Source organism: Pseudoalteromonas sp. MMG033, from assembly GCF_057197785.1.
The window spans coordinates 4,788,765-4,811,631 of the sequence record NZ_CM170070.1 but is presented as its reverse complement, the minus strand read 5'-3'; the positions used below and the strand labels follow the sequence as shown (position 1 = coordinate 4,811,631).

At 40.6% G+C, this 22,867-nt stretch carries 17 protein-coding genes; 12 read left to right on the top strand and 5 right to left on the bottom strand.

The genetic code is table 11. The features are described 5' to 3' along the window. Positions 1-227 precede the first annotated feature (227 nt). A complete protein-coding gene (locus AC2CZC_RS20835) occupies positions 228-1,250 on the bottom strand; it encodes a Tle-like phospholipase domain-containing protein (RefSeq protein WP_484583261.1) in 1,023 nt (340 codons plus the stop codon). A 258-nt stretch (positions 1,251-1,508) separates the two neighbouring features. Here AC2CZC_RS20835 and AC2CZC_RS20830 point away from each other — a divergent pair, with 258 nt between their 5' ends. From AC2CZC_RS20830 to AC2CZC_RS20785, 10 genes are all read left to right on the top strand, one after another. Beyond that, positions 1,509-2,504: a transposase gene (locus AC2CZC_RS20830; protein WP_484583260.1), complete on the top strand. Its 996-nt coding sequence runs from the start codon at positions 1,509-1,511 to the stop codon at positions 2,502-2,504. Between the two features lie 321 nt (positions 2,505-2,825). Then, positions 2,826-3,401: a transposase gene (locus tag AC2CZC_RS20825; protein ID WP_484583259.1), complete on the top strand. Its 576-nt coding sequence runs from the start codon at positions 2,826-2,828 to the stop codon at positions 3,399-3,401. 189 nt (positions 3,402-3,590) lie between these two features. Then, positions 3,591-3,866, top strand: a complete 276-nt coding sequence (locus AC2CZC_RS20820; RefSeq protein WP_484583258.1) for a hypothetical protein — start codon at positions 3,591-3,593, stop codon at positions 3,864-3,866. 121 nt (positions 3,867-3,987) lie between these two features. Beyond that, positions 3,988-4,275 carry a hypothetical protein gene (locus tag AC2CZC_RS20815; protein ID WP_484583257.1) on the top strand — a complete coding sequence of 96 codons (288 nt, stop codon included), beginning with the start codon at positions 3,988-3,990 and terminating at the stop codon, positions 4,273-4,275. 61 nt (positions 4,276-4,336) lie between these two features. Continuing rightward, entirely contained in the window at positions 4,337-4,684 is a 348-nt protein-coding gene (locus AC2CZC_RS20810) for a DUF6176 family protein (protein WP_484583256.1), read from the top strand. A gap of 542 nt (positions 4,685-5,226) precedes the next feature. Further along, a complete protein-coding gene (locus AC2CZC_RS20805) occupies positions 5,227-10,167 on the top strand; it encodes a PKD domain-containing protein (protein ID WP_484583255.1) in 4,941 nt (1,646 codons plus the stop codon). Between the two features lie 236 nt (positions 10,168-10,403). Then, entirely contained in the window at positions 10,404-10,853 is a 450-nt protein-coding gene (locus tag AC2CZC_RS20800; RefSeq protein WP_484583254.1) for an RDD family protein, read from the top strand. A gap of 237 nt (positions 10,854-11,090) precedes the next feature. Next, complete coding sequence (locus tag AC2CZC_RS20795) at positions 11,091-12,176, top strand: hypothetical protein (RefSeq protein WP_484583253.1); 1,086 nt, start codon at positions 11,091-11,093, stop codon at positions 12,174-12,176. A 106-nt stretch (positions 12,177-12,282) separates the two neighbouring features. Further along, the gene (locus tag AC2CZC_RS20790; RefSeq protein WP_284018721.1) at positions 12,283-12,660 is read left to right on the top strand and encodes a calcium-binding protein; all 378 of its coding nucleotides are present in this window, start codon (positions 12,283-12,285) and stop codon (positions 12,658-12,660) included. A gap of 359 nt (positions 12,661-13,019) precedes the next feature. Then, positions 13,020-13,553, top strand: a complete 534-nt coding sequence (locus AC2CZC_RS20785) for a nucleotidyltransferase family protein (RefSeq protein ID WP_484583252.1) — start codon at positions 13,020-13,022, stop codon at positions 13,551-13,553. Positions 13,554-13,621: 68 nt separating this feature from the next. Here AC2CZC_RS20785 and AC2CZC_RS20780 read toward each other — a convergent pair whose 3' ends face one another. Together AC2CZC_RS20780 and AC2CZC_RS20775 are read right to left on the bottom strand one after the other, a co-directional pair. Next, positions 13,622-14,815: a CobW family GTP-binding protein gene (locus AC2CZC_RS20780; protein WP_484583251.1), complete on the bottom strand. Its 1,194-nt coding sequence runs from the start codon at positions 14,813-14,815 to the stop codon at positions 13,622-13,624. A 225-nt stretch (positions 14,816-15,040) separates the two neighbouring features. After that, positions 15,041-17,212 carry a M3 family metallopeptidase gene (locus AC2CZC_RS20775; protein WP_484583250.1) on the bottom strand — a complete coding sequence of 724 codons (2,172 nt, stop codon included), beginning with the start codon at positions 17,210-17,212 and terminating at the stop codon, positions 15,041-15,043. 447 nt (positions 17,213-17,659) lie between these two features. Here AC2CZC_RS20775 and AC2CZC_RS20770 point away from each other — a divergent pair, with 447 nt between their 5' ends. Beyond that, entirely contained in the window at positions 17,660-19,234 is a 1,575-nt protein-coding gene (locus AC2CZC_RS20770; protein WP_484583249.1) for an alkaline phosphatase, read from the top strand. 156 nt (positions 19,235-19,390) lie between these two features. Next, positions 19,391-19,876 carry a DUF1579 domain-containing protein gene (locus tag AC2CZC_RS20765; RefSeq protein ID WP_484583248.1) on the top strand — a complete coding sequence of 162 codons (486 nt, stop codon included), beginning with the start codon at positions 19,391-19,393 and terminating at the stop codon, positions 19,874-19,876. A gap of 96 nt (positions 19,877-19,972) precedes the next feature. Here the strand turns inward: AC2CZC_RS20765 and AC2CZC_RS20760 are convergent, their stop codons facing one another. Next, positions 19,973-21,961: a TonB-dependent receptor plug domain-containing protein gene (locus tag AC2CZC_RS20760; RefSeq protein ID WP_484583247.1), complete on the bottom strand. Its 1,989-nt coding sequence runs from the start codon at positions 21,959-21,961 to the stop codon at positions 19,973-19,975. 90 nt (positions 21,962-22,051) lie between these two features. Further along, positions 22,052-22,426, bottom strand: coding sequence for a hypothetical protein (locus AC2CZC_RS20755; RefSeq protein ID WP_484583246.1), 375 nt, complete (start codon positions 22,424-22,426; stop codon positions 22,052-22,054). Positions 22,427-22,867: the final 441 nt, after the last annotated feature.

Here is a 22,867-nt window from a genome sequence, read left to right as displayed (position 1 = left end):
AAAGGTGTAACTTATTTCTGTTTCAAAAAGAGTTATGCCGATAGCTGAATCGGGGTAATTTCCGCACATTGAAGATTGGCGTCTCAATCGTTAAATTGTTCGATTGAAGCAACTACTCTGGCCCCCTTGGGTTTGGTCCGTTATTAGGCCACCGATTTAACTTGTTAATAAAAATTGCGACTGTTTTTGTATGCACAGGCAAAGCAACGCATTGCCTGTTGAACGTGTTACGGTAAAACTGGACAAGTGTGCGTAGTATTCGACAATTGGCAAGCTTCAGTTTGTGAACCCTCGAAAATGTCAGTTCTTTTCTGAAGTTCGTTTCCATACCAAGGGACGTCGTCAGCGGTATGGTTAGGTTCTAGCGATACATTGTAAATCGCGTATGCAAGTTCATCCATGCTGTGTTGAGTGAAGAAGTTTCCATCAAGATAGCCGACGCGGACTTCTTGAATATGGCGTCGAATAGGGTTTATTATTTTGAGTGGGAACCTAACTACCGCGAGTACTTCACCAGATTCATAAATACGATAGATGTTGGCTTCTTTTGGGTTTTCGCCACAACTACACCCATGTTTTTGTTGTTCCTTGTCCAAGTATGTAAACCCGGTAATCGGGCTAGGATCGAAGGCAAAAACTCGTTTAATGTCGGTACGTGCATAATATACATGTTGAGCAAGTCCCCCACCAAGTGAATGACCCGTAGTGTAGATATTTAAAGGTTTATTCGCTGGGTGGGTCGATTTATATTTAGTAATAAATTTCTCTACATTGTTACGTGCAAGCTCATATTGGTCTGTAAAAATGAATCGAGTAATCGGTGACAGGTTGCCAAAGAACCAATCGCTTAGAGATGTGAATTGGGTACCTCTGAAGCTAATTGCTAACGAAGTGCCAGTTTCATCTTCTAATTCCCATATGTGGTAAACCATACCTCTTAGGCTGCAATTATTGGACTGACTGTCAAATATTTTCTTCCAGGGTTTTCTCAGTTGAGTTTCATTGATTATTTCGGACTTTTCTTCACCACAACCCTCATTATCGTTATATGCCAAGCTAGCAATAATGGCAAAATCTGAGAAATACTTCGCAGCTTTTGGTGGGTCAGCTAATAGCATGCGGTGCTCTGAACTTCGTATCCTCGGCTCATCGGTTCCTAAGACTTTTTCATTATCTATTTCGGTAGGTTTAGATAGTAGAGCACATCCGGACACAAATGTGCTAATGAGTATAATAGTTATTGTTCTCATATTTTCTCCAGGTTCACGATAACGAAGATATTTCAACACCTTAGCAACCTTCGAAGCGAAGGTGTTGAAGTAAGATCTGCAGTTAGACCATATAGCAGAACTTGTCGTTCAATATTGGCTGATAATATGGATATTTAAAGTTGGATAACCAGATTACCTGACCTCCTTTTTTTTTGCTGGACAGGCACAAATTCTTTGCATAAATTACGTTGCTTAACTACTGTTTAAATATCCAGTTTTAAGTTAAGTTGAATAGGAATGACAAGAGCACGGAAAGCACTGATAGATCTATCGTCGACGTCTTATTATCACTTGATAGCACGGTGTGTACGCCGTGCTTTTTTGTGCGGAGAAGATAAGTACACAGGTAAAAACTTTGACCATAGACGAACTTGGTTAGTCGAAAGAGTAAAACTGCTAAGTCGAGTATTTGCCATTGATATAGCAGCTTATGCCATCATGAGTAATCACTATCATTTAGTGGTTAAAGTGAATAGACAGCAAGCACTTAGTTGGTCAGATAACGAGGTAATATCTAGATGGTATAAGTTGTACAAGGGGAGTCCTATCATTGATAGATACCTTCACGACGAAATTCTCAGTGAAGCAGAGCAATTGTTTGTATCGGAACTGATTGGAAAGTGGCGAGCTCGGTTATACGATATCAGCTGGTTTATGAAAAATCTCAATGAATACATAGCAAAAGAAGCAAACAAGGAAGATAACTGCACGGGTAAATACTGGGAAGGACGATACAAATCACAAGCCTTGTTAGATGAAACAGCATTGCTCAGCTGCATGGCCTATGTAGATTTAAACCCTGTCCGAGCGAACATGGCAAATAATCTAGAGGATAGTGACTTTACATCTATCCAAGAGCGCATAAGGTATTTTAAAAACGCCAAATCAAACGCAAAAAAATCTAGTCAAAATAATAAAGCTGTGCATCAAATCAAACAGCCAAAAACACTGAAATCGTTTGGTAAAAGAGAGGATGAAAACACATTGCCTTTTTCGTTTTTGGATTACCTCGAGTTAGTTGATTGGACGGGTCGACATGCCCATCCGAAAAAGAAAGGGTACATACCAAAGAGTGTGCCCGATATTCTAGTATCACTGAAAATTGAAGAAGCAACTTGGCTGGATAGGGTGCAAAATTATGGTACTCACTATGGCAACTTTGCTGGCTCGAAAACGGTATTAAGAGCGCATGCTGCTAAAAATGATGTAAATTGGTATAAGGGAGTTGGTTAGTAAAAAGTTGTTTTAGCCTTGCTTATAAATCTAGTTTGTTCATGTTTAATAAAATGAATATATTCCTAATTTATATTTATTTCTACTATAAGGCGGATTTTTGTCACGTTGCTCAGAAAACCCTTAGGCTTGGAATACATTTCTTAATTCGGTTCTAACCTTAAAACAGAAAGTGTCTGTCCTATTTGTTCTTCTATTTGTTCTTCTATTTGTTCTATAGATAAGCAGCGAAACGGTAATACTCTGAGTGAGGCAGAGCAACTGCTTGTATCGGAACTGATTGGAAAGTGGCGAGCTCGGTTATACGATATCAGCTGGTTTATGAAAAATCTCAATGAATACATAGCAAAAGAAGCAAATAAGGAAGATAACTGCACGGGTAAATACTGGGAAGGGCGGTACAAGTCTCAAGCCTTGCTAGATGAGACGGCATTACTCAGCTGTATGGCTTATGTAGATTTAAACCCAGTCCGAGCCAAGATGGCAAATAATCTAGAGGATACTGATTTTACCTCGATTCAAGAGCGTATAAGGGACTTTAAAAACACCAAAGCAAACGCAAAAAAATCTAATCTGAATGAAGCCAAGAGCCAAGTAGAACAACCTAAATCACTAAAACCGTTTGGTGCGAGGGAGCATGTAAACACAATACCTTTCTCTTTGTTAGATTATCTCGATCTAGTGGACTGGACGGGTCGACACGTTCATCCCAAAAAAAAGGGTTACATACCAAAGTGTACGCCCAATATTTTAGTATCACTGAGCATCGAAGAAGCGACGTGGCTGGATAGGATAAAAAATTTTGGAAATCACTATGGTAACTTTGCTGGTTCGCAAACTATGTTAAGAGCACATGCCGCTAAAAATGACGTGAATTGGTATAAAGGGGTTGGGTAGTAAAAAGTAGCTTTAGCCTTGCTTATAAATCTAGCTTGTTCATGTTTAATAAAATGAATATATTCCTAATTTATATTTATTGCTGCTATAAGGCGGATTTTAGTCTCGTTGCTCAGAAAACCCTTAGGCTTGGAATACACTTCTGAATTCGGTTCTAAATTTAAAACAGAATAGAAAAGGAATAGAAAAGTGCCTGTCCTATTTGTTCTCTCTGTAATAATCGTTAATAAATTAAATTTTTGGAATTTTATGCCTTCTAAAAAGTTAAGTGAAGAAGAGTTAGGGTTAATGTTACACCTTGTGAAAAGGTATGCAGAAACAGATTTAGATCAGTTTGAAATTCTAAAATTTGATACTGAATATGGAAAAGTTCATCTCAGTATTTCTTTGGGACAAAATAACCCTGATGATGGTTATACCGATGTAACTGACCTCATTGAAAAGTACAATTCTAATAACGAGTAATGTGCATATAACAAACGCCTAAACTAAAGGACTCAAAATGTTTGGCTTGAGCTCCTTCATCGTTAATTGTAGCCAAGCATTTTTTGCCGGTTAGGCGAAGCATTAGCAGTCGTGAGGGGTTATGCGTAAAGTTTTTATACTGGCATTATTTTTTAGTTCTTCTTGTTTTGCTAATGATATAATTAAAACTTGGACGAAACTTCAGGGTGATTATGTAATTGCTATTCAGCAGCAAGATTATAAGAAAGCATTAAGATATGCTCTAGAGTTAAACAAAATCGATCCTAATGATACACAGGTTCTATTGTATATAGTTTTTGCCTCAGTTAAATCTCAAACTGAATTGCCAAATTGGGTAATGGAAAAACCGTGGGCACAAAACAGCAGGCTTGTGCTCATTCGTCGCTAATTTTTAGCCTGCTTTTTTGTGCCGTTTACGGCAAGCGTTATGTTTTCAAAAGGGAGTCAGTTTGGAATCCAAATTATTAAGAATCAAACTCAATCCAGGTTCACGTCCACATCTTGAGAATTTGATTTCTTTCATGCGAGAAAACATTGAGTATCCGCGAAATGAGATGGAGCAAAAAGGCTACTTTTGGGACTCCACTTTCATCGAGCAAACAGAAGACGCTGATTTCTTATATATTGTCATCAAGTCAAAGGATTTTTCTAAAATTATGGTTGATGAAAGTGGACTCTCGCCAACACCATTTCGAGATGTATATGAGAAATTTCGCGATCAATGTTGGGCACCAGAACCGTACATAGATTTAGAACCAATATTTTGTTTTAATTCATCTTTTAATTTTTCAAGTTAAGGCGTATAAAAACATAACAAGCTGTTTAAACGCGGGCTGCTAACGTTTGGATCGGTTTCGCTTCGCTACACATTTTAGCCAAACATTATCAGCTCCCTATCAGGACGTTAAAAACGACTATTTCTGGCACACAGCTGTCATTCATCTCTTACGCGTCTCTGCCCATAAACGAGCTTGAACGGTCGTCCGACTTTAGCTCATGGTTGTTTACTAGATAAAATCCAAATCTATTCATCGAAACTGTAGGCTCAGATATGGGCCAGCACCGTTAATAGTCATTTTTCTAACTTCATTACTTGAAACATACAATCACGATTTAATTTATGACATCTCATAAATTGTATTTTCACATCCTTTTACTTCATATTTTTGATTGCTTATTGCCCATATATTAATTCTTGAACTCATATTATTTATATTTTAAAAATTACTCTGGTATTATTGTCCCGTTTTTTTAATTAAAGTTGATATGGAATTTTATTTTGCTGAAAAACTTTTTATATAGTTCGATTTCAGAAGGAAGTAGCAGGTTAAAAAATACAATGCAGCTTTTGGTCCCCATGGTTTTTGCGACATCTATTCTTGGATGTGGGGGATCAGAAAGCGCTTCTAAAGCTACCCAAATTAAAAATGAAACGGCAGGTATAACGCTTGAAACACAAAAGGGTGAAACTTCGGGCACAGACAGTAATGTGACGCTTGATACCCAGAAGGATGAAACTTCAGAAACCCAAAATAATGAATCGCTAGGAGCCCAAAACAATAAACCGACCGTTGCTATTGTTGGTGATTCAGAAGTATTAGAAAAGCAGGTGCTTATATTAACAGGGCAAGCAACTGATACGGATGGAAAGGTTCAGTCATATAATTGGAGCTTTGATAGTAATGCATTAGAAGTTGATGGCATTAATAGCGATCAAATCTCAATTAAAAGTGCCGAGTTAAATAAAGATGAGTCAGTAGCGTTTACCCTGACGGTCGTTGATGATGATGGTGCACAATCGATTGCAACACACACCGTGTTGTTCATAGACGAGCCACAACTTGTAGCGCCTCCTATACCTACCCATACCGTTCACATCAACGGGGACACTCAAGCTATAGAGCAAACTGAGTTTACATTAGAGTTTGTTACTACATTGCCATCAGCTGATATTGCACAGATATCATGGCAGCATGACTCCGAGTTAGAAATTGTTTTAACAGATGCCGATACTGCCAAGCTTAAAGTGAGTTTACCAGATATAAAAACAACGACTTTGGTGAACTTTTCTGTGCAGATAACGGATATAAATAATGACGTTGTTTCTGCGACATTCGAAGTTGAGTTACTCGCTGAGCCCAATGAAGCCCCAAGTGTTGTTGTTGAAGGCACGGATAAAGCACTTGAAAAAACAGCTTTTAGTTTAAACGCTAACGCAACTGATATTGATGGCGAAGTAACCAGCTATACGTGGCAACATAACTCTGAGCTAGAGTTAGCAATGTCAGGGGCTGATAGTGCGACCTTGTTAGTAACCAGTTCTGATATTCAATCTGAACATGAGATTGAGTTTACAGTCACGGTTTCTGATGATCAGGGCGCTCAGTCAAGCGCAACACAGATTGTGGTGTTGGCACCAATCAAAGAAAGTTTAGCAATTGTGGGTAAAGTGACTGACGCACCTATCCCTCATGCATTAGTTGAGCTTAAAGTTGGTGATGAAACTTTCAGAGCTACTGCAAATGAAGACGGAGATTATACATTACAATTTGAAGTGGATGAGTCGAAAACCCAAGAGCTTATAAAACTGAGAGCCCTTGGTACGGGTGCGCAAGCCCACGTCGAGTTGGTTTCACAACTTGGTACTGTCGAGCAACTCAAAAGCGCAGCTGGCGAAGATTTATCATTGAATGCAGATGAATACTTTGATGTTAATATAACCAACGTGACGACGGCTGAAGACGCACTTATAGCAAGAGATACAGAAGTTATTTCATCATATTCAGCGCTGTTAGAAGCTCGCCAAAGTATTGACCCTAATGAGTTATTAACATTGTCATCTCTAATCAAGTCGGTTATTGACTATGGTGTAGAACTGCCAGAAAACATTGACACAACGCTGCAACTGGCGCAAAACGATAGCGTTTCCCAAGCAATGATTGAGTCATTGCAAGCAACAACTCCCGAATTATTACCGCAAATAGAAGAAGAAATTAAAGCGGATAGCACCTTGGTCAATCATGACCAGTTTTCTCCTATTGGTAGCTATTATTTGGTCGAATCTGGCTACTTAAATGGTTTGGCTATTAAGCTCAACTTCAATGAAGACAACACAGGGACACTTGTATCATTAGATGAAATACCATTTAGATGGTGGCTAGATGGTACAGATGTTCAGATATCACTTAATTCTGAGTTTTTTGCATACAGTAGTGATTATCAACGTTTAGTTGACTTTAAAAGCAAGCATTTAAAGTTATCTCTGTTTGATAGTGGAGAACATTATCATTCAATAACTGCGTCCTTTTACAATTCAGAGGCTGCGCTGGGTGGGCCTACACGCATTGATATGGTCGCTAAACTGTTTGAAGAAAAGACCAAAAAATTACCTCAGTCCCATGAATTTCATGGCAGTTGGGTACTTAATTATCGTGATGAATATAAAAACCAGCATTATCTTACGATGACATTACGAGATGACAATAAAGCCACTTTAGACTTTATTGGTGCAGATGCGCAGTGGTCTATTGTTGATAACACATTACATATTGATAGCGATAGATATACTCTAAACATTGAATTAGTTCGCAATCTTGGACTTGGCCTGCAAGTGGTTGTTAATTCAGGTTCAGGAGATTCAATCGAAGTTACACAAGCGCTTATGATTAAGGCGCTAGATATCAGCTTTGCCGACATTAACTATCAACGCACTTGGCAACTGTTTCAGCATAAACATGCTAGCAGCCAATTTATCATTGACGAAAATGATGAATATCACTTTCGATGGGCGAAGCACAAAGAGGGGGAGCTCAAAAGTGGTATTTTGAATCGCTACAATTACAGCTTAGACTCTAGTTCGGTGTCATGGTGTGATATCACTTTGCCAAATTGCGAGATCAGCTCAACAAACAGTTATAAACTACTTGCGGTTCATGAAGATAAAATTGCTGTAGAGGTTCGCCAGCAAGTTGGAGATAGTGAAGGAAGCTTTACAAATAATAAGTTTGTACATGTTTTTGAGTTGTCTGAAAAGGATTGGGTACTCGGTCAATTTGATAGCTTGTTTTTTGAGCGAGATGAGTTGGTAGCTAGGCACAATGCTGAGACGCATTTATATGCGCAGACGCAAGAAGGCGTTAGTCATCTTCATACATTTACCTCATGCCCTAGTAATAGCGTTCACCGTTCAGAATGTAAAAATATTATTGTGCTTGACGGTCAGCAATTCTACGCGCAATTGCAAGGGGAGGTTATTAAGTTAATCGATGTGATATCGAGCGATGTGTCCTATCTCCAAATTATAAATGAAACGCTTGATGGGATAGCAATCTGCCACTATTCGGAGGGGCAGAAGTGTGATTCTACCAATCAATATGACTTTTCATATGCTAAGCCTTTTTTAAATATAGATTTTCAGACATCAGGAAAAGGCGTTGTTCAGGCTTCTACTGACCTATTTCAATACGAGGCGCGTTTCTTCATTGAATTAACTGCGGATGAGGGGCATTTCATTGGTAAAGTGAGTGGTTGTGGAGGGTATTTTGATACCTACCAAAGGACTTATGCAAAGTATGTTGTATATGAACCGACAGAAGATTGCACTATACATACTGAGTTTTACACTGATGAAGTAATGACTGGACGCTTTTTGTTTGTTGAGGATTTTGATCATGAGGTACCAATCAGTAGTTACTTTACAATTGATGATGAGCATCGCGGGACTTTGTACGGCTTAGATGAAATTAAGTCTTTCTCATTGACGCAAACCGGAGATAAATATTATCAGGCTCGCCTATCAGGCATTCATCCCGTAATCGTTAAATTGGATGAAATGACGCTGATTGAAGTCAATGGTTTTGACCTAAGTTTCGAAGAAGATGGTACCTACTTAAGTTGGCGGCAGGTTAAAAACTATCAATCTTCACTAATAGAAAAAAGAAAGGTCATAAACAGTGCGGATATAGACAGTCTTCAAGTGGAAGAGAGTTCACTTGTAGGGCGTTGGTATCTGACATACGGAAATTATGCAAGGAATAGTCTTGAACTTGAACTAAATACTGAAACAGGTTCAATGCAGTGGCCAGTCGTGTCTGAGGCCCAGCAAACCATGATATTGGAAATGGATGCTGATAACAACGGCAGGATGATCACAGGACTTGGCACTGATATAGAGGCGTCTCAAGCGCTTAACTGGAAGCTTAATTCACAAGGTGAATTAACTTTAACAACGGTGAGTCAAGCAGACTTTGCTGAGCTTACGCTTTTTGAGGAGCGTGCTGGTGGATTTGCGTTTACGATTGATACTATGAGTGAACTCAATGGTGGCGCGTATAAAGACGATTGGTTACGTCATGGGTCAGGAATTTTATTTAAAGCGCAATCTTCCCTATCGTTTACAGATGTAGTTGGTCAGTATCGAACATTAGGTGGGAGAGACGGATTTGATATTTTTGCTGATGGCCGAGTTGTAAATAACGATGGCGTGACTAAAAAAACGGCATCTGTTGCGAATAATATTTTATCAGTATCTCATCCATACGATATAGAGTCGAACAAAGCAGATCCTCATTGTGATCCTGAGTCACAAGGTTGTGAGCTGAGAGAGTCTAGTAAATTCGAGGTGCTTGGGATACATGAGGGTAAGATATACCTAGATGTTTTTGATCTTAATGGTCGTGGTAATGGAAAACACTTTGTTGCATATGATTTTAAACCAAACACTAGCCTAAATGGTTTTGAGCCACATCATTTAGACGGCTTAATTGTGAACGATAAGCATAATGGTAAGCCAAGGCAATGGTTATTCCATAAGCATATACAGACTAATGCGAGTATATTAACCATATCTAGTATAGATGGTGAAATCGTCTACCCTATAAACCTAATTGACGGTGTTATTATTGCTCAAGTTCAGTCGACTCAATATCGTTTGAAGTTGCTGTCAAATGACTCACAAGGCTTCTCTGCTTGTTGGCAAGAAATTGGTGAAGAATGCGGGCCTGAAGATACTCTCACATTTGGTTATACCCCCCCTAAGATAAATGTTGCGTTGAATATCATTGGTGAGGTTACACACTCAACTAATTTAGAGCTGGGCTATATATCGTTTGGTCAAAAGGCTGGCGTAAATCTTAATGTTAATAATACAAGAGGATCTGGGCCTAAGCTAAAGAGTTTTGAAGGCTGTGGTTTAAGAATCTTCAGAATTGAGTCTTACTCTACAACTTTTAATACCCCGATGTTATTTGAAGATTGTACGATTAATATAGAGGTTGAGTGAGCACAATTTAATTGAGCGATTGGTGTGGCTGATGCAGCACCAATACTATTGGGTTCTTATGGTATCTTTCTTTTGCTATGGATGAGCACCATGGAATTGAGTGCATTATCACCAATACAGCCGCGACTTTTCGCGGCTTTTTTATGGTATATGTAGCATCATAGTGGGATTTAGTACTAGTAGTTCTTTTAATGGGTAGCTATGATAAATCCTACTCTTTTGAAGTGGTTTAGTTTATGAATAAAATTGAGAATGAACGCCCAAGCTATGTTGGATTTTGGGCTCGCTTTGGTGCGAGCCTAATTGATACGGTTTTTCTTATGTTACTCACAGTGCCTTTAATTTACATGATTTATGGTAAGGCATATTGGCAATCCACGGATATCATGCATGGAACAGCGGACTTCTTAATAAGTTATATTCTCCCGCTGATTGTTATTATTTTGTTCTGGCTTTATAAATCAGCAACGCCTGGAAAGATGGTGATTAAAGCGAAAATTGTTGATGAAAAAACAGGAGAAAACTTGTCTAAAAAGCAGTCTATTATTAGGTATGTTGCCTATTATATTTCAATGCTTCCCTTTGGTCTTGGCTTTTTTTGGGTGGCTTGGGATGCTAAAAAACAAGGCTTTCATGACAAGATTGCAGGCACTGTGGTCGTTCGCTTACAAGGTGCAGGGGAGTAAGGGTAACGGCTCTGTCAGTTTTAATTTTCACCGTGTTTATTTATAAAGGCTGACTCTTTAAGGTCAGTCTTTTCACATTTCTGCTCTTATATTTCTACGTAAAAGCTGTATTTTCACTAAACTTCTTTTCTTAATTTAAAGGCTTTTCTGGTCAAAAAACATTCTCTTTTATGCAACGTAACCGTCACGCAAGTCATTTAATTTAGCTTAAAAATAAAACAATAAAAGAGTGTTAGGATGCTGCATAAAAAGCATTTTTTGAATAGATATCTAGTTGCGATAGTCATTTTTATTTTGTTAGTAGGTATTTATTTTTCACAACTGAGTGTTTCATCAAAATCAAATCAATCAGAACCACAAAAGTCTGGGCAAAAAAAAATCGTTCAAACTGATTTTTTATCTGACAGCAGCGAAAATAATCAATTGCAAGATCAGAGGTTAGTTTCATCTACCGACAGTAAAACAAAAGATACCACGTTAAAAAACGATTTGAATATCACAGCAAGTGACAAGCTTGGTGATACCTTAGAACAGCTAAAAGCAAGCATCATAAATAACCCCGAACCTCTTAAGCATGCCATTATGGGTCCGAGTAATAAGCATATCGCAATGCGTACACAGCTTTTGATGTTGCTTGAGCAAGATCCTAATTTAGTTACTGAATTGATTGATATATTTATCCATGACCCAAATAGCTTGCTTGGCAGGGAGCTCAGTGCGGTGCTATCTGAGTCAGGGCATCCAATGGCGCAAGTCGCGGCGCTCGATATGGCGCTGGATCTATCGAATGATGAGCAAGCAAGATCAGCTGGCCTGTTGCTCCTAGCGAAAATGGACGAAGTCACAGGTGAGACACGAGATCGTGTGTTGGCACATATTGATGCCGGGAATGATCTCAGTTCTGATCTGCAGCAGTTTGCTTTGATGGCATTAAAACCAGCTCCAAGTTCAGCAGAAGACTATCAACGCGTACACCAAACCTTGTCAAAAGTAGTACAAGCAGAAGATAAAAATGTGCGTCGCCACGGGGTTTATCAAATGGCTCAATGGGCGACCAACAATGAGGATTTAAAAGGCGTGAGAACATTGGCTTTGACCGATCCGGATGTTAATACACGTGCGCGCGCGGTCATGTCCTTGGGAGACAGCCCTTTTAAATCAGATGAAAATCGCAGTGTGCTTTGGCAAGTAGTGGATGATGAAAATGAGCCACCTCCCATTCGACTGTATGCACTTAAATCACTTTCCAGATATGCCTTAAACGAGACTGAAATAACAAAATTACGTTTGATGCATAGCGATATACGTGATGATTCAAATTGATATCACAGTTAAACAATGCTGCTTTGTAGTCGGTAGCAGAATAGACAGGATTTGGGATTAGTTTTCCAAACAAGCAAGAAAAACAATCAACTATAATTAAGGAAAAATGATGAAACTAGTAAATTTACTTATGGTAGTAGGTACGATGGCTGCGGCTTCTTTTGCAAGCTCTGCTGAAGCGCGTGGCACACACTATGGCACTGGTGGAGATGATATTATCATTGGTAGCACAGGTACTGATATCATTTATGGTTATGACGGTAACGACCGTCTTTATGGTGGCACGGGTGCTGACGTAATCTATGGTGGTAACGGTAACGATAAATTATATGGCGAAACGGCAGCGGATACACTATTTGGCGGAAATGGTAATGATTACCTAGACGGCGGCACTGCTGGTGACTCTTATTATGGCGGCGCAGGTTATGATATCTGTAAAAATATCACAGGTACACCGTATTATAACTCTTGCGAGAGCTTCTAATTTTAAGTTCTAATTACACAAAAACAATCTAAGGGAGTTAAGCTCCCTTATTAAGTTACGTTGGTGTGATTGTGGTATACACTCGTACTTCTTCGTATGACTTCTGATGATTAACCAATTACTTCAAAGAGTAAGGGTTAGAATATATCCTAACTAACAGTTTAATAATTCCTCTGCGCTTTTCCCTTAACACAATATACGCTATCGCTCGAGTGGGAGCCTTTATAGTATTAGTAGTACATAAGCCATATTGGGTGCATCAGCTTTAGACCAGAAATGACTTGCTAATTTAAAAGAGTTAATAGGCAAAAACTTCGATTATCTTTACTATGATGTTTTAAAACATTTAATGAGCCGAGATGAATAAGGTTATCGAGCTGGTTAAACGAGACCCTATAAGGCTAAAAGCACTTGATGCGGTTGCTCAGTTAGAATTGCCACAATGTTATATAGCCGCAGGGTTTGTGCGTAATTTAATTTGGGACTCACTCCATGATTTTAGTGAGTTTACGCCTTTGAATGATGTGGACGTGGTTTATTTTGATGCTGATGAAGCCGATTCAAATCGGTATTTAAAATATGAAAAACAGCTGTCTAATTGCATGCCTGAGCTTAACTGGCAAGTGCGTAATCAGGCTCGAATGCATATTAAAAATCAAGATGAGCCATACACCAGCACCTTGCATGCGATGAGCTATTGGCCTGAAAAAGAAACGGCAGTCGCGATTACTCAAGTCACAAAGCATCAATATGAATGCATTGCGGCTTTTGGCTTTGAGTCGCTTTTTCGGGGGCAGTTAACCTATAACCCAAAAAGGAAAAGGGCAGTTTTTGATACAAGAGTGCGTTCAAAAGGTTGGTTAGTACATTGGCCAAAGCTTAACGTGATGTAACGATGACAGGTAACTCACAGTAGGTAAGGGCAGGAAAGTATCTTAGCCTTCCTGCCATGTTAAAGAGATTAGATCTTTGCGACATTGGTTGGCCACGGATCTTCAAAAGTGCCGCCATTTCGCCAAAAATTAAGTTCTTCATCCGTTAAAAAACACGCTTCAAGTGCTTTTACGAAACTCGACGCCTCATCTTTTTGACCAATGACTGTCAGTCGGCAGCGCCTATCACCAAATCGACTCTCTATTTTATCGACTTTCTTCTTTAAAATATCATAGTGCTCTTGGGTAAAATTATGGCTTTCGTCTTTTAAAATGGGCGCGCGCCAGAATCCAACAAATTCTAGTCCAACGCTGCCATTAGCTTGGCTCCATAATAATGACATCTCATCTCTGGTCGGTAGCCAAAAGAACCCTTTACTGCGAAAAACACCATGGGTTAAGTGGTTATGGCACACCTCCCATAAACGCGTTGGGTGAAACGGTCGATCATCTCTAATGACTTTAGACACAATTTTTTGATTCTGTTTGCCTGATAGCGTTAAAGGGGCATTGACGGTGCTGCGCAGCTCGGTGATCAACTGTTCAACTAAAAAGAAGTTATAGTCTTCAAATCGGTGAAATTGCGTCACATCCATATTGCCCCAAGCCGTCCCAGAGATGGCCGCATAAGGGTTAATTGGGTGCAGTGCTTGCGCTATGTTCTCGACCGCTTTTGCGGTTATTTTATCCGTTTTGGTCAAAAATATTTGGTTAGAAAATAAGATTTGCTCAACCAGTAAGTTTTCAATGCCTCTGATTTGATTGCTCAGATTTTCTTGCCATTTAGGCACAAGCGATTGTGCAAATTGGTAATCGTCTTTTAACCAGGTTGAGTCAACGAGTGTGACAACGCCTTTTAACGCATAGTCGCGATTATTTTTGAAGAACTCAATCAAAGGCAAAGGGTGGCTGCTGCCAGAAGTTTCGATAATGATCCAAGGTGGTTGCGCATTTTTTTTCAGCGTTTTTAATGCCACTTTAAGTTCTTTAAGACCCTTTGCACTGCTAATACTGTGGCCACTGATGGTAAAAAAGTCATTACTATCATCATCAAAGACCTCGGTGTTTTTAATCAAAACGCCGTCGACATCCAATTCACTCATGTCGTTTACAACTACGCCTGGTACACAGTCATGCTCAACAGACTGAGAAAGTATACTACGCAGTAAAGTGGTTTTACCTGAACCTAAAAAGCCGTGCAAAATGGTAACTGGAATAGACATTAAATTTTCCTAATATGCTTCGATGTTTCTGGTTTTGAAGCTAAGCAGCAACAGAATAATGGGTTTATTTGGTACAATATAACATAACTTAATGTATCGGTGGTAAAGCGCTTGGTTGGTTTGGTTAAATACTTGGTAGATAATAAAAAGCGGGTCGATAGGATAAAGAAGATTATAAGTAAAAAAGCCGAAGTACATGACTTCGGCTTGTATTAACAGGCTAGATTAATCTAAGCCTCTGTTACGTAGTAGTGCATCAGTTGTTGGCTTTCTGCCTCTGAAGCCTTCATAAGCTTCAAAGTAGTCTAATGTGTCACCACGGCTATAGATAAACTGGTATAAACGCTCAGCAGTTTCTTTATCGAAGATGTCTTTCTTCTCAAGGAAAGCGTCAAAACCGTCAGCATCTAAGATTTCTGACCACATGTATGCGTAGTAAGCTGACGAGTAGCCACCTGCGAAAATATGACCGAAGTGTGTACTACGGTGACGCATGATGATTTCTTCAGGTTTGCCATATCCAGTTAAGATCTTGTTTTCAAATGCGCGAACATCTAAATCTTTCACATCTGTTAGCTGGTGGTAAGCCATATCTACTAGCGCAGACGCTGTAAATTCTACAGTTGCAAAACCTTGGTTGAACGTGCCAGCTTGTTTGATCTTATCAAGTAGCTCTTTTGGCATTGGCTCATTTGTTTTGTAATGTAGCGCGAACTTTTTAAGCATTTCAGGCTGTGCTATGAAGTGCTCAAATAACTGTGCCGGGAACTCAACCCAGTCACGGGGTACGCTAGTACCTGCAAGTGTTGGGTAAGTTACGTTTGACAATAAACCGTGTAGTGCGTGACCAAACTCATGGAATAAAGTTACTGCATCTGAGTAACTCATTAGCGTTGGCTCGCCTTCAGCTGGCTTATTTAAGTTCATGTTGTTCAGGATAAGTGGCTTCACGTCACCAGCTAGTTTCTGCTGAGAACGGAATGAACTCATCCAAGCACCAGAACGCTTCGTTGAACGTGCGTAGTAGTCACCATAGAACAAGCCAATTGCTTTACCTGCTTTGTCTTGTACTTCCCAAACACGGACAACTGGGTTGTATACTGGAATATCAGTACGCTCAACAAATTTCAGACCGAATAAACGCTCAGCTGTGTAGAACTGTGCTTCGATCATGTTGTTTAGTTCGAAGTATTCAGCGATTTGACCTTGGTCTAGGTCGAATTTAGCTTTACGCACTTTCTCTGCGTAGTAGCGCCAATCCCACGCTTCTAGCTCATGAGTCACGCCTTCTGCAGCCATTAGCTCTTTGATCCATTCGCGCTCTTGCTCTGCTTTTTCAACAGCTGGTTCCCACACTTTTAATAGTAGGTCCATCGCTGTCTCAGGCTTACTTGCCATTGAGTTAGTTAGTACATACTCTGAGTGATGTTTGTAACCTAGTAGTTGCGCACGCTTTGCACGAAGTTCAACGATTTCTGCAATGATGGCTTTGTTATCAAACTCATTGTCGTTGTCGCCGCGATTAGCCCAGCCTTTAAAGGCTTTTTCACGTAGGTCACGTCTGTCAGAGAATTGTAAGAAAGGCTGGACGCTAGAACGGTTCAGTGTAATAACGTATTTACCAGGTAGGTCTCTTGCCGCTGCTGCCGCTGCTGCTGCATCACGTTGTGCTTGAGGTAAGCCTGCTAAGTCCGACTCTTCTAATACCAAAGTGAACGCACGAGAGTCATTCAGTGAGTTTTGACCAAACTCAGTTGTTAGTGCAGAAAGGCGCTCATTAATTTTTGCAAATTCAGCACGTTCTTCGCCAGTCAGTTTTGCACCTGAGCGAACAAAGCTATTGTAAACACGCTCAAGTAGACGTGTTTGCTCAGCATTTAATAGTGCTGATTTACGGTTGTCGTATACCGCAGCTACACGCTTGAATAGTGCTTCATTCATACGAATGCCACTGCGATGACGTGTTAGCATAGGTGAAATTTCACGCTGTAACGACTGCATTTCATCGTTTGATTCAGTATTTGCAAGGTTACCAAATACAAGTGAAACACGGTTTAGTGTTGAACCTGCCAACTCCATTGCTGCAATGGTGTTGTCAAAATCAGCAGGGCGTTCATTTTCTGTGATCGCATCAATTTCTTTTTTGTGCTCAACAATAGCTTGTTTGAAAGCTGGTAAAAAGTGTGCTGTTTTGATGTCGCCAAGTGGTGGAGCACCAAATGGTGTGTTCCACTCTTGGAAAAATGGGTTTTGAGCAATGTTGCCAGCGGCCGCGTTTGCTGATGCTGATTCAGTTGCTTCTACTTGCGTTGCTTGTTGCTGTTCTGGTGCGTCTGAACAACCGTTCAGAAACATGGCTGCTGAAATTGCTAGCGCCAAATGCGTTTTTCTTAACACTGTATATCCCCTAGGTAAAGGTAGTGAAATTTAATATTTTTAGTTGTGCTTAGATGATACATAATAACAATACTGCATTGTTGGCATTTATCGCATAAAACTTACAGTTGAACCGAAAACCCACGTAAAAGGTACAAATCATGCTTAATGGTGGCGGTTTTTTCTGTTGTTCAACGGCGTTTGATGAACTGTGTTTTATACGTAACTTCCTCTCATTTTCGGCGCTTAATATCGAAAATGGATGTTAAACGCACTAAATATGTTGATTTAGTTATTTTCCTAAATTTAGCGATGAAATATTTTTATCAACTTAGTCGGTGACAATGTTATCTTATAACATAACGTATTTCAGCTGTTTTGTTATACGCTCTGTCGCATGTGTCTCAAAAAGGTAGCAGCGCATTGGTATATTTTTCAGCTGTTAACTAACTGAGTGACTGAATTAAGATGCAAAAATTATTTAAATTATCGCTAATTGCCACAGTGATGTTATCAACCTCATGTGCAATACAACCTAATAAAAAACAAGAAATAACAGAGCCAAGTGGCCCTAAAAATATTATTTTAATGGTGTCAGATGGCATTGGCTTTAATGGGTGGTTAGCAGCCGATTATTATCAAGGCCTTGCGGGTCAACAAACTTACCAGGTGACACGTCCTGATGGGACACAACCTCTGGTTTTTGGATTGGCACATAGCGCATTAAATTTAGTGGATGAAGATGGTAATACGTTAGCCAGAGGTGCAGATTTATCAACAGCAGCAGGTGCTGTAGAGCAAGGCTATGATCCGCAAACCCGTTGGCAGCGCTTTGAAAATGCGATGTTAAATGACTACACCGAATCAGGAAGTTATACCTCTTATACCGATAGTGCCGCAGCGGGTACGGCATTAATGAGTGGCCGAAAAACCGCGGTTGGTCGGGTGAATATGGATTGGAGTAATAGCGAGCAATTCGATACGATTGCGCAAATTGCAATGAAAAAGGGGCTATCTGCGGGTACTGTGACATCTGTGATGGTTTCTCACGCGACGCCTGCTGCTGCGGTGGCACACAATGTGTCTCGTAATAATTACGCTGAGATTTTCAACGAAATGAAAGACTCTGGCCTGTCGGTGATCATGGGAGCTGGACACCCAATTTATGACGCCAGCGGACAGTTAAAACCGCAAGACAAGCAAACATACAAATACGTGGGCGGTGAGCAAACATATAACGCGTTACGTGCTAACGAGAAAGGAAGTGCTGCTGCGTATATCGAGTCTAAACCTGAATTTGAAGCGTTGGCGCAAGGAGAGTCTCTTCCTGATCGCGTCGTCGGGATTGTCCGTTCAGGTTCGACATTGCAAGCGAGTCGAGCTGGTTTAAATAGTGCAAATACGCCTTCAGGGATGGCATTTAACGAGGGCGTGCCAAGCCTTGCAACCATGAGCTTGGGGGCATTAAATGTATTGAACCAAGACCCAGATGGTTTTTTTGCCATGATTGAAGGTGGTGCAGTGGATTGGATGGGACACGCCAACAATATGCCGAGATTCATCGAAGAGCAAGTCGACTTCAACCAAGCTGTGGACGCAGTAATCAAGTGGGTTGAAACCAATTCTAGTTGGGACGAAACCTTGCTGATTATCACCTCAGATCACGAATGTGGTGGGATCTGGGGAGAGGGCACTTGGACAAATGGACAAGGTGGTGCAGTTGCAATGGATAGAAGTAAAGAGTCTTTAGAAACGGCACGCTTTAACCCAGCAGAAGATCAATTTAATGCTTTTTTAGCGGTTCAAAACAGAGGTAAAGGTAATATCCCTGGGTATCAATGGGCTTCGCGTAACCATACCAATGAGTTAGTCCCTCTTTGGGTGCTGGGTAAAGGTGCTGACAGATTTAAGGAATTTTCTCGCACAGATCCAAAAGCTGGGCAGCTTTGGGGCGAGCATTATAATTGGAATGGTAACTACGTTGACAACACCAGCGTATTTCAGGTGATGGAAGCCGCATTATTGCGATCAACTGCCCGATAAATCGTGCTACCAAGTAAGCATGCGGCTCTGTGTGCTTACTTCCCTGATCTTCTTTAAATCAATCACTTTCTTAAATGTTTTACATTTAATACTGTTTAAATACACAGTGTCTGTGGTATCGTGTTTCGAAACTAAAAACAATCAACAGGAAGACCCATGCTTCAAACACGTGAGCACAATGAACCAAAGGATTTCGATTTTATTATTGGCGAGTGGCAAGTAAAACACCGTCGTTTAAAAGATATTTTAAATGGCTCGCAAGAATGGATTGAATTTGATGGCCAATCATCCACAGTGAAAACACTGGGTGGGTTTGGTAATGTCGAAGATAATCATTTGCACATGCCAAGTGAGTCAATAAGAGCAAAAGCAGTTCGCTCTTACAACAGTGAGACCAATGAGTGGTCTATTTGGTGGCTTGATGGGAGAAACCCTGGCGCAATGGATACCCCAGTTGTAGGACAGTTCACGGATGGCGTAGGGCGTTTTTATGCTGATGAAACCTACAATGGTGTGGCTGTTAAGGTCAGATTTGTATGGGACTCAACGAACCCGGATATGCCAACTTGGCAGCAAGCATTTTCTAAAGATGATGGCGAAACATGGGAAGTGAACTGGAAGATGGAATTTACCCGCGTCTAGTAATTCACAATCTACTACCTACGCTCGTCATCCTCCAAGTAGGTGAAATGGGGAAATAGAGTTCAGCCTATTTCCCTTATTTTTTACTAAAGCGCTTTAACCAAACGTGACTCTGACTCCTGCATTGACGGTAAATCCGTCATTGCGAGACCAAATATCAGTTGTCCAGCGTCCACTTTTTGCCTGTTGCGGCAGTAAGAGTGAGTAGTCTTTGGTTTGACGGATATTCAGTAAGTTTTCAGCATTTAAAAACCAACTGACATTGCCCAGCGTGATTTGGCCCAGCAGTCCAAGGTGCCAATATGGGTTGCTGTTGTCCAGATAGGGATTGTTTTCTAGCTTTTGCGTGCCAGTATAATAGGCTTCAAACCCAACTAAATGACTACCATGTTCTTCCCACATGATCACCGCACCAGCGGAGTGTCTTGGTGTCAAAGCAAGAGGTTCGCGACCAAAACCTGTCGATGTTGCTTTACTGGCATCTGTATATAAGTAGCTGGCGGTCAATTTAATGTCATGCCAACGATAACGCAGTAACAACTCAGTGCCGCGAATTTCACTTTGCCCAAGCGCATTCACAATACGCACCGTTTTACCTGAAAGCGTATTAGCACTATCTAGCATTTCAAGCTCTGTGACGTTATCCACATCAGAAGCAAATAAGGTCATGCTGGCTTCGATGCCATTGAACGTATAGCCAAGATCAATGGATGCGGTCGTTGCGCGCTCAGCTTCTAAATCTGTCATAGGAGCGAGTCGTGAAAGGCCCGTATCATCAATGTCTTCGATAAAGGGCGTGGGGGCATAGAATCCTTTGCCGTATGAGCCACGTACCGTCCAATCACTTGGGTTGTAGAGTACAGAAATGCGTGGACTGAATTGCGTGCCATATTCACTGTGCCAGTCCGCTCGGGCACTGAGTGACATCGCGACATCTTGGGTGATGTCGTAGTCTAATTGTGAAAATAGGCCCGGAACTTCAAATTGGTAGTTAAAGTCAGGGTAACTTTCTGATGAAAACGCATCGCTTTGATGCGCAATGCCCACAAGCCAAGCTGCATCGTCCGTATAGCCAGATAAACTCGTTTCAAGCAGGTAGCTTTCATGCGTGTCGTTTTCTAGTATTTGGCCATATTGATGGTCGTGATCTTGATGCATGACAGAACCTCGGACATTGAGGTTGAGTACGTCGTCTAATGGTTGCTCAAAGATAAAACCGCTGTCGAGCCTAGTGGTATCTTGTGCCTGAATATAGGGTTGTCCGTCAGGCATGAGTGCGCCTTCAAGAGTTCCCGCTGTACGCTGCTCAGTCATGGCACCAAATGTGGCATATAAGTTTGCACCACTGTCACTGGACCAATAAAGTCGAGGTCGCATAGTCGCTCGGTTGTAAGCAGCCATATCTACCCAGCCGTCATTATCAAGGTCTTTTGCTGCTTGATGGTGCGCCCCTGCAGTGATAGATGTACTGAGTGCTTCTGTTACTGGCGAAGCGACATAAGCAGTGATGTCTTGACCATCTTTAGAGGTCGCATTAAATAAAACTTCCCCTTCAAATTGGTCTGAGGGGGTGCGCGATATTAAATTGATCACGCCACCCAGTGCCGAGCCACCATAGAGCGACGATGCCGACCCTTTGATGATTTCGACATTGGCCAGATCAGTTGGTGGGATCTGAAGTAACCCGATTGACGCACTTTGGCCGCCGTATAAAGGTAAGCCGTCGCTTAATAGCTGGGTATAACGGCCGTATAATCCTTGTAATCTAATATTGGCACTGCCGAGCGCCGGTGATGTATTTTGTACTCTGACTCCTCCTGTTTCGGCGACGAGCATTGAAATGTTGCCCGGTCTCATCAGGGCTTTTTCTTGCACCTCTTCTGCATTGATGACTTCGGTGCGTGTGGCTGATTCTGTAACGATACGGCCAAGTCTAGATGCAGTAACTTGGATTTTTTCAACCTGATTATTGTTATGGTCGTGGTGATGATCGCCATGGCTGTCTTCATGATGATGCTCACCTGCATATGATACAAACGGCAGGAGCATCGCAGAGATGGCGATAGTAGAATAGGTGTTAAGCATTTTTACCTCTAAACATGCAAAAGCGATACGCACAATGCGTATAAATAAAATGAATTTTAAAAAATGTGCGAATTACAGGCGCACTGATCCTTAAGAGGTAAAAATAGGGGGACGAAAGAGTAAATCTTTCATGTCAATCGGGTGCTGATGGGCAATAGTATGTGCCAAGTGATGGTATTTAGATAATGATACTGATTGATTGTCTGGTTTCACATAGGCGAAAGTCATACAGGCATTTGCTGGACAAATACATTCATCTTCACAGCAGTCAACCTCACAACAGTCATCTTCACTTTGCGCGTTTTGTTTGGCAGTGTCTAAAGAGTTTGAAGCAGGGGTATGCATATCTGAAACAAGTACTGAGTCTTGTTCATAAGACATCACGAAATTATATGCGAGCGACTGGCCAACAAAGGCGACTAACACAGCAGCAATAACAAAGATGTGTGATAAGTGCTTAAGCATATGAATCTCAGTGACGAAAGTGAGCGTACTTTAGAATATTTTATCTAGTTTGTGAATAGGTATGCGGTCAACTGATGTTTATTCTCTTGATAAGTCTGGTGTGTAAATGCAACAGCGTTTTACTTAAATAGCGGCTGTGAGGAATGCAAGGAGTCAATCAAGCTAACAAGTACTATTCGATTATAAGAAATCCTAACCAGCTAAGGGTTTCTGGTTTTGCCGTATAGGTCAGATTATCAAAGTCGCTAAGTCAACGCTTCAGTTGTTAATTTAATATGTCCTTTTAGCCATGTTTATATCAAATTTCAAGCGTATTAAATGAATTTAAAATGATGAAGTTGGTGAATATATATTCGCAATAAAAATTAATCTCAAGGTTTTGTTAACTTTATCTTTTTTATAGGTTTTATTTTTGTAAGTTTATGATTTATATGTTTTTGT

Bases quoted from the DNA above. Each gene is read 5' to 3' on its own strand.
- AC2CZC_RS20835 (WP_484583261.1), bottom strand. From the start codon at position 1,250: ATGAGAACAATAACTATTATACTCATTAGCACATTTGTGTCCGGATGT.
- AC2CZC_RS20830 (WP_484583260.1), top strand. From the start codon at position 1,509: ATGACAAGAGCACGGAAAGCACTGATAGATCTATCGTCGACGTCTTAT.
- AC2CZC_RS20825 (WP_484583259.1), top strand. From the start codon at position 2,826: ATGAAAAATCTCAATGAATACATAGCAAAAGAAGCAAATAAGGAAGAT.
- AC2CZC_RS20815 (WP_484583257.1), top strand. From the start codon at position 3,988: ATGCGTAAAGTTTTTATACTGGCATTATTTTTTAGTTCTTCTTGTTTT.
- AC2CZC_RS20805 (WP_484583255.1), top strand. From the start codon at position 5,227: ATGCAGCTTTTGGTCCCCATGGTTTTTGCGACATCTATTCTTGGATGT.
- AC2CZC_RS20800 (WP_484583254.1), top strand. From the start codon at position 10,404: ATGAATAAAATTGAGAATGAACGCCCAAGCTATGTTGGATTTTGGGCT.
- AC2CZC_RS20795 (WP_484583253.1), top strand. From the start codon at position 11,091: ATGCTGCATAAAAAGCATTTTTTGAATAGATATCTAGTTGCGATAGTC.
- AC2CZC_RS20790 (WP_284018721.1), top strand. From the start codon at position 12,283: ATGATGAAACTAGTAAATTTACTTATGGTAGTAGGTACGATGGCTGCG.
- AC2CZC_RS20785 (WP_484583252.1), top strand. From the start codon at position 13,020: ATGAATAAGGTTATCGAGCTGGTTAAACGAGACCCTATAAGGCTAAAA.
- AC2CZC_RS20780 (WP_484583251.1), bottom strand. From the start codon at position 14,815: ATGTCTATTCCAGTTACCATTTTGCACGGCTTTTTAGGTTCAGGTAAA.
- AC2CZC_RS20770 (WP_484583249.1), top strand. From the start codon at position 17,660: ATGCAAAAATTATTTAAATTATCGCTAATTGCCACAGTGATGTTATCA.
- AC2CZC_RS20765 (WP_484583248.1), top strand. From the start codon at position 19,391: ATGCTTCAAACACGTGAGCACAATGAACCAAAGGATTTCGATTTTATT.
- AC2CZC_RS20760 (WP_484583247.1), bottom strand. From the start codon at position 21,961: ATGCTTAACACCTATTCTACTATCGCCATCTCTGCGATGCTCCTGCCG.
- AC2CZC_RS20755 (WP_484583246.1), bottom strand. From the start codon at position 22,426: ATGCTTAAGCACTTATCACACATCTTTGTTATTGCTGCTGTGTTAGTC.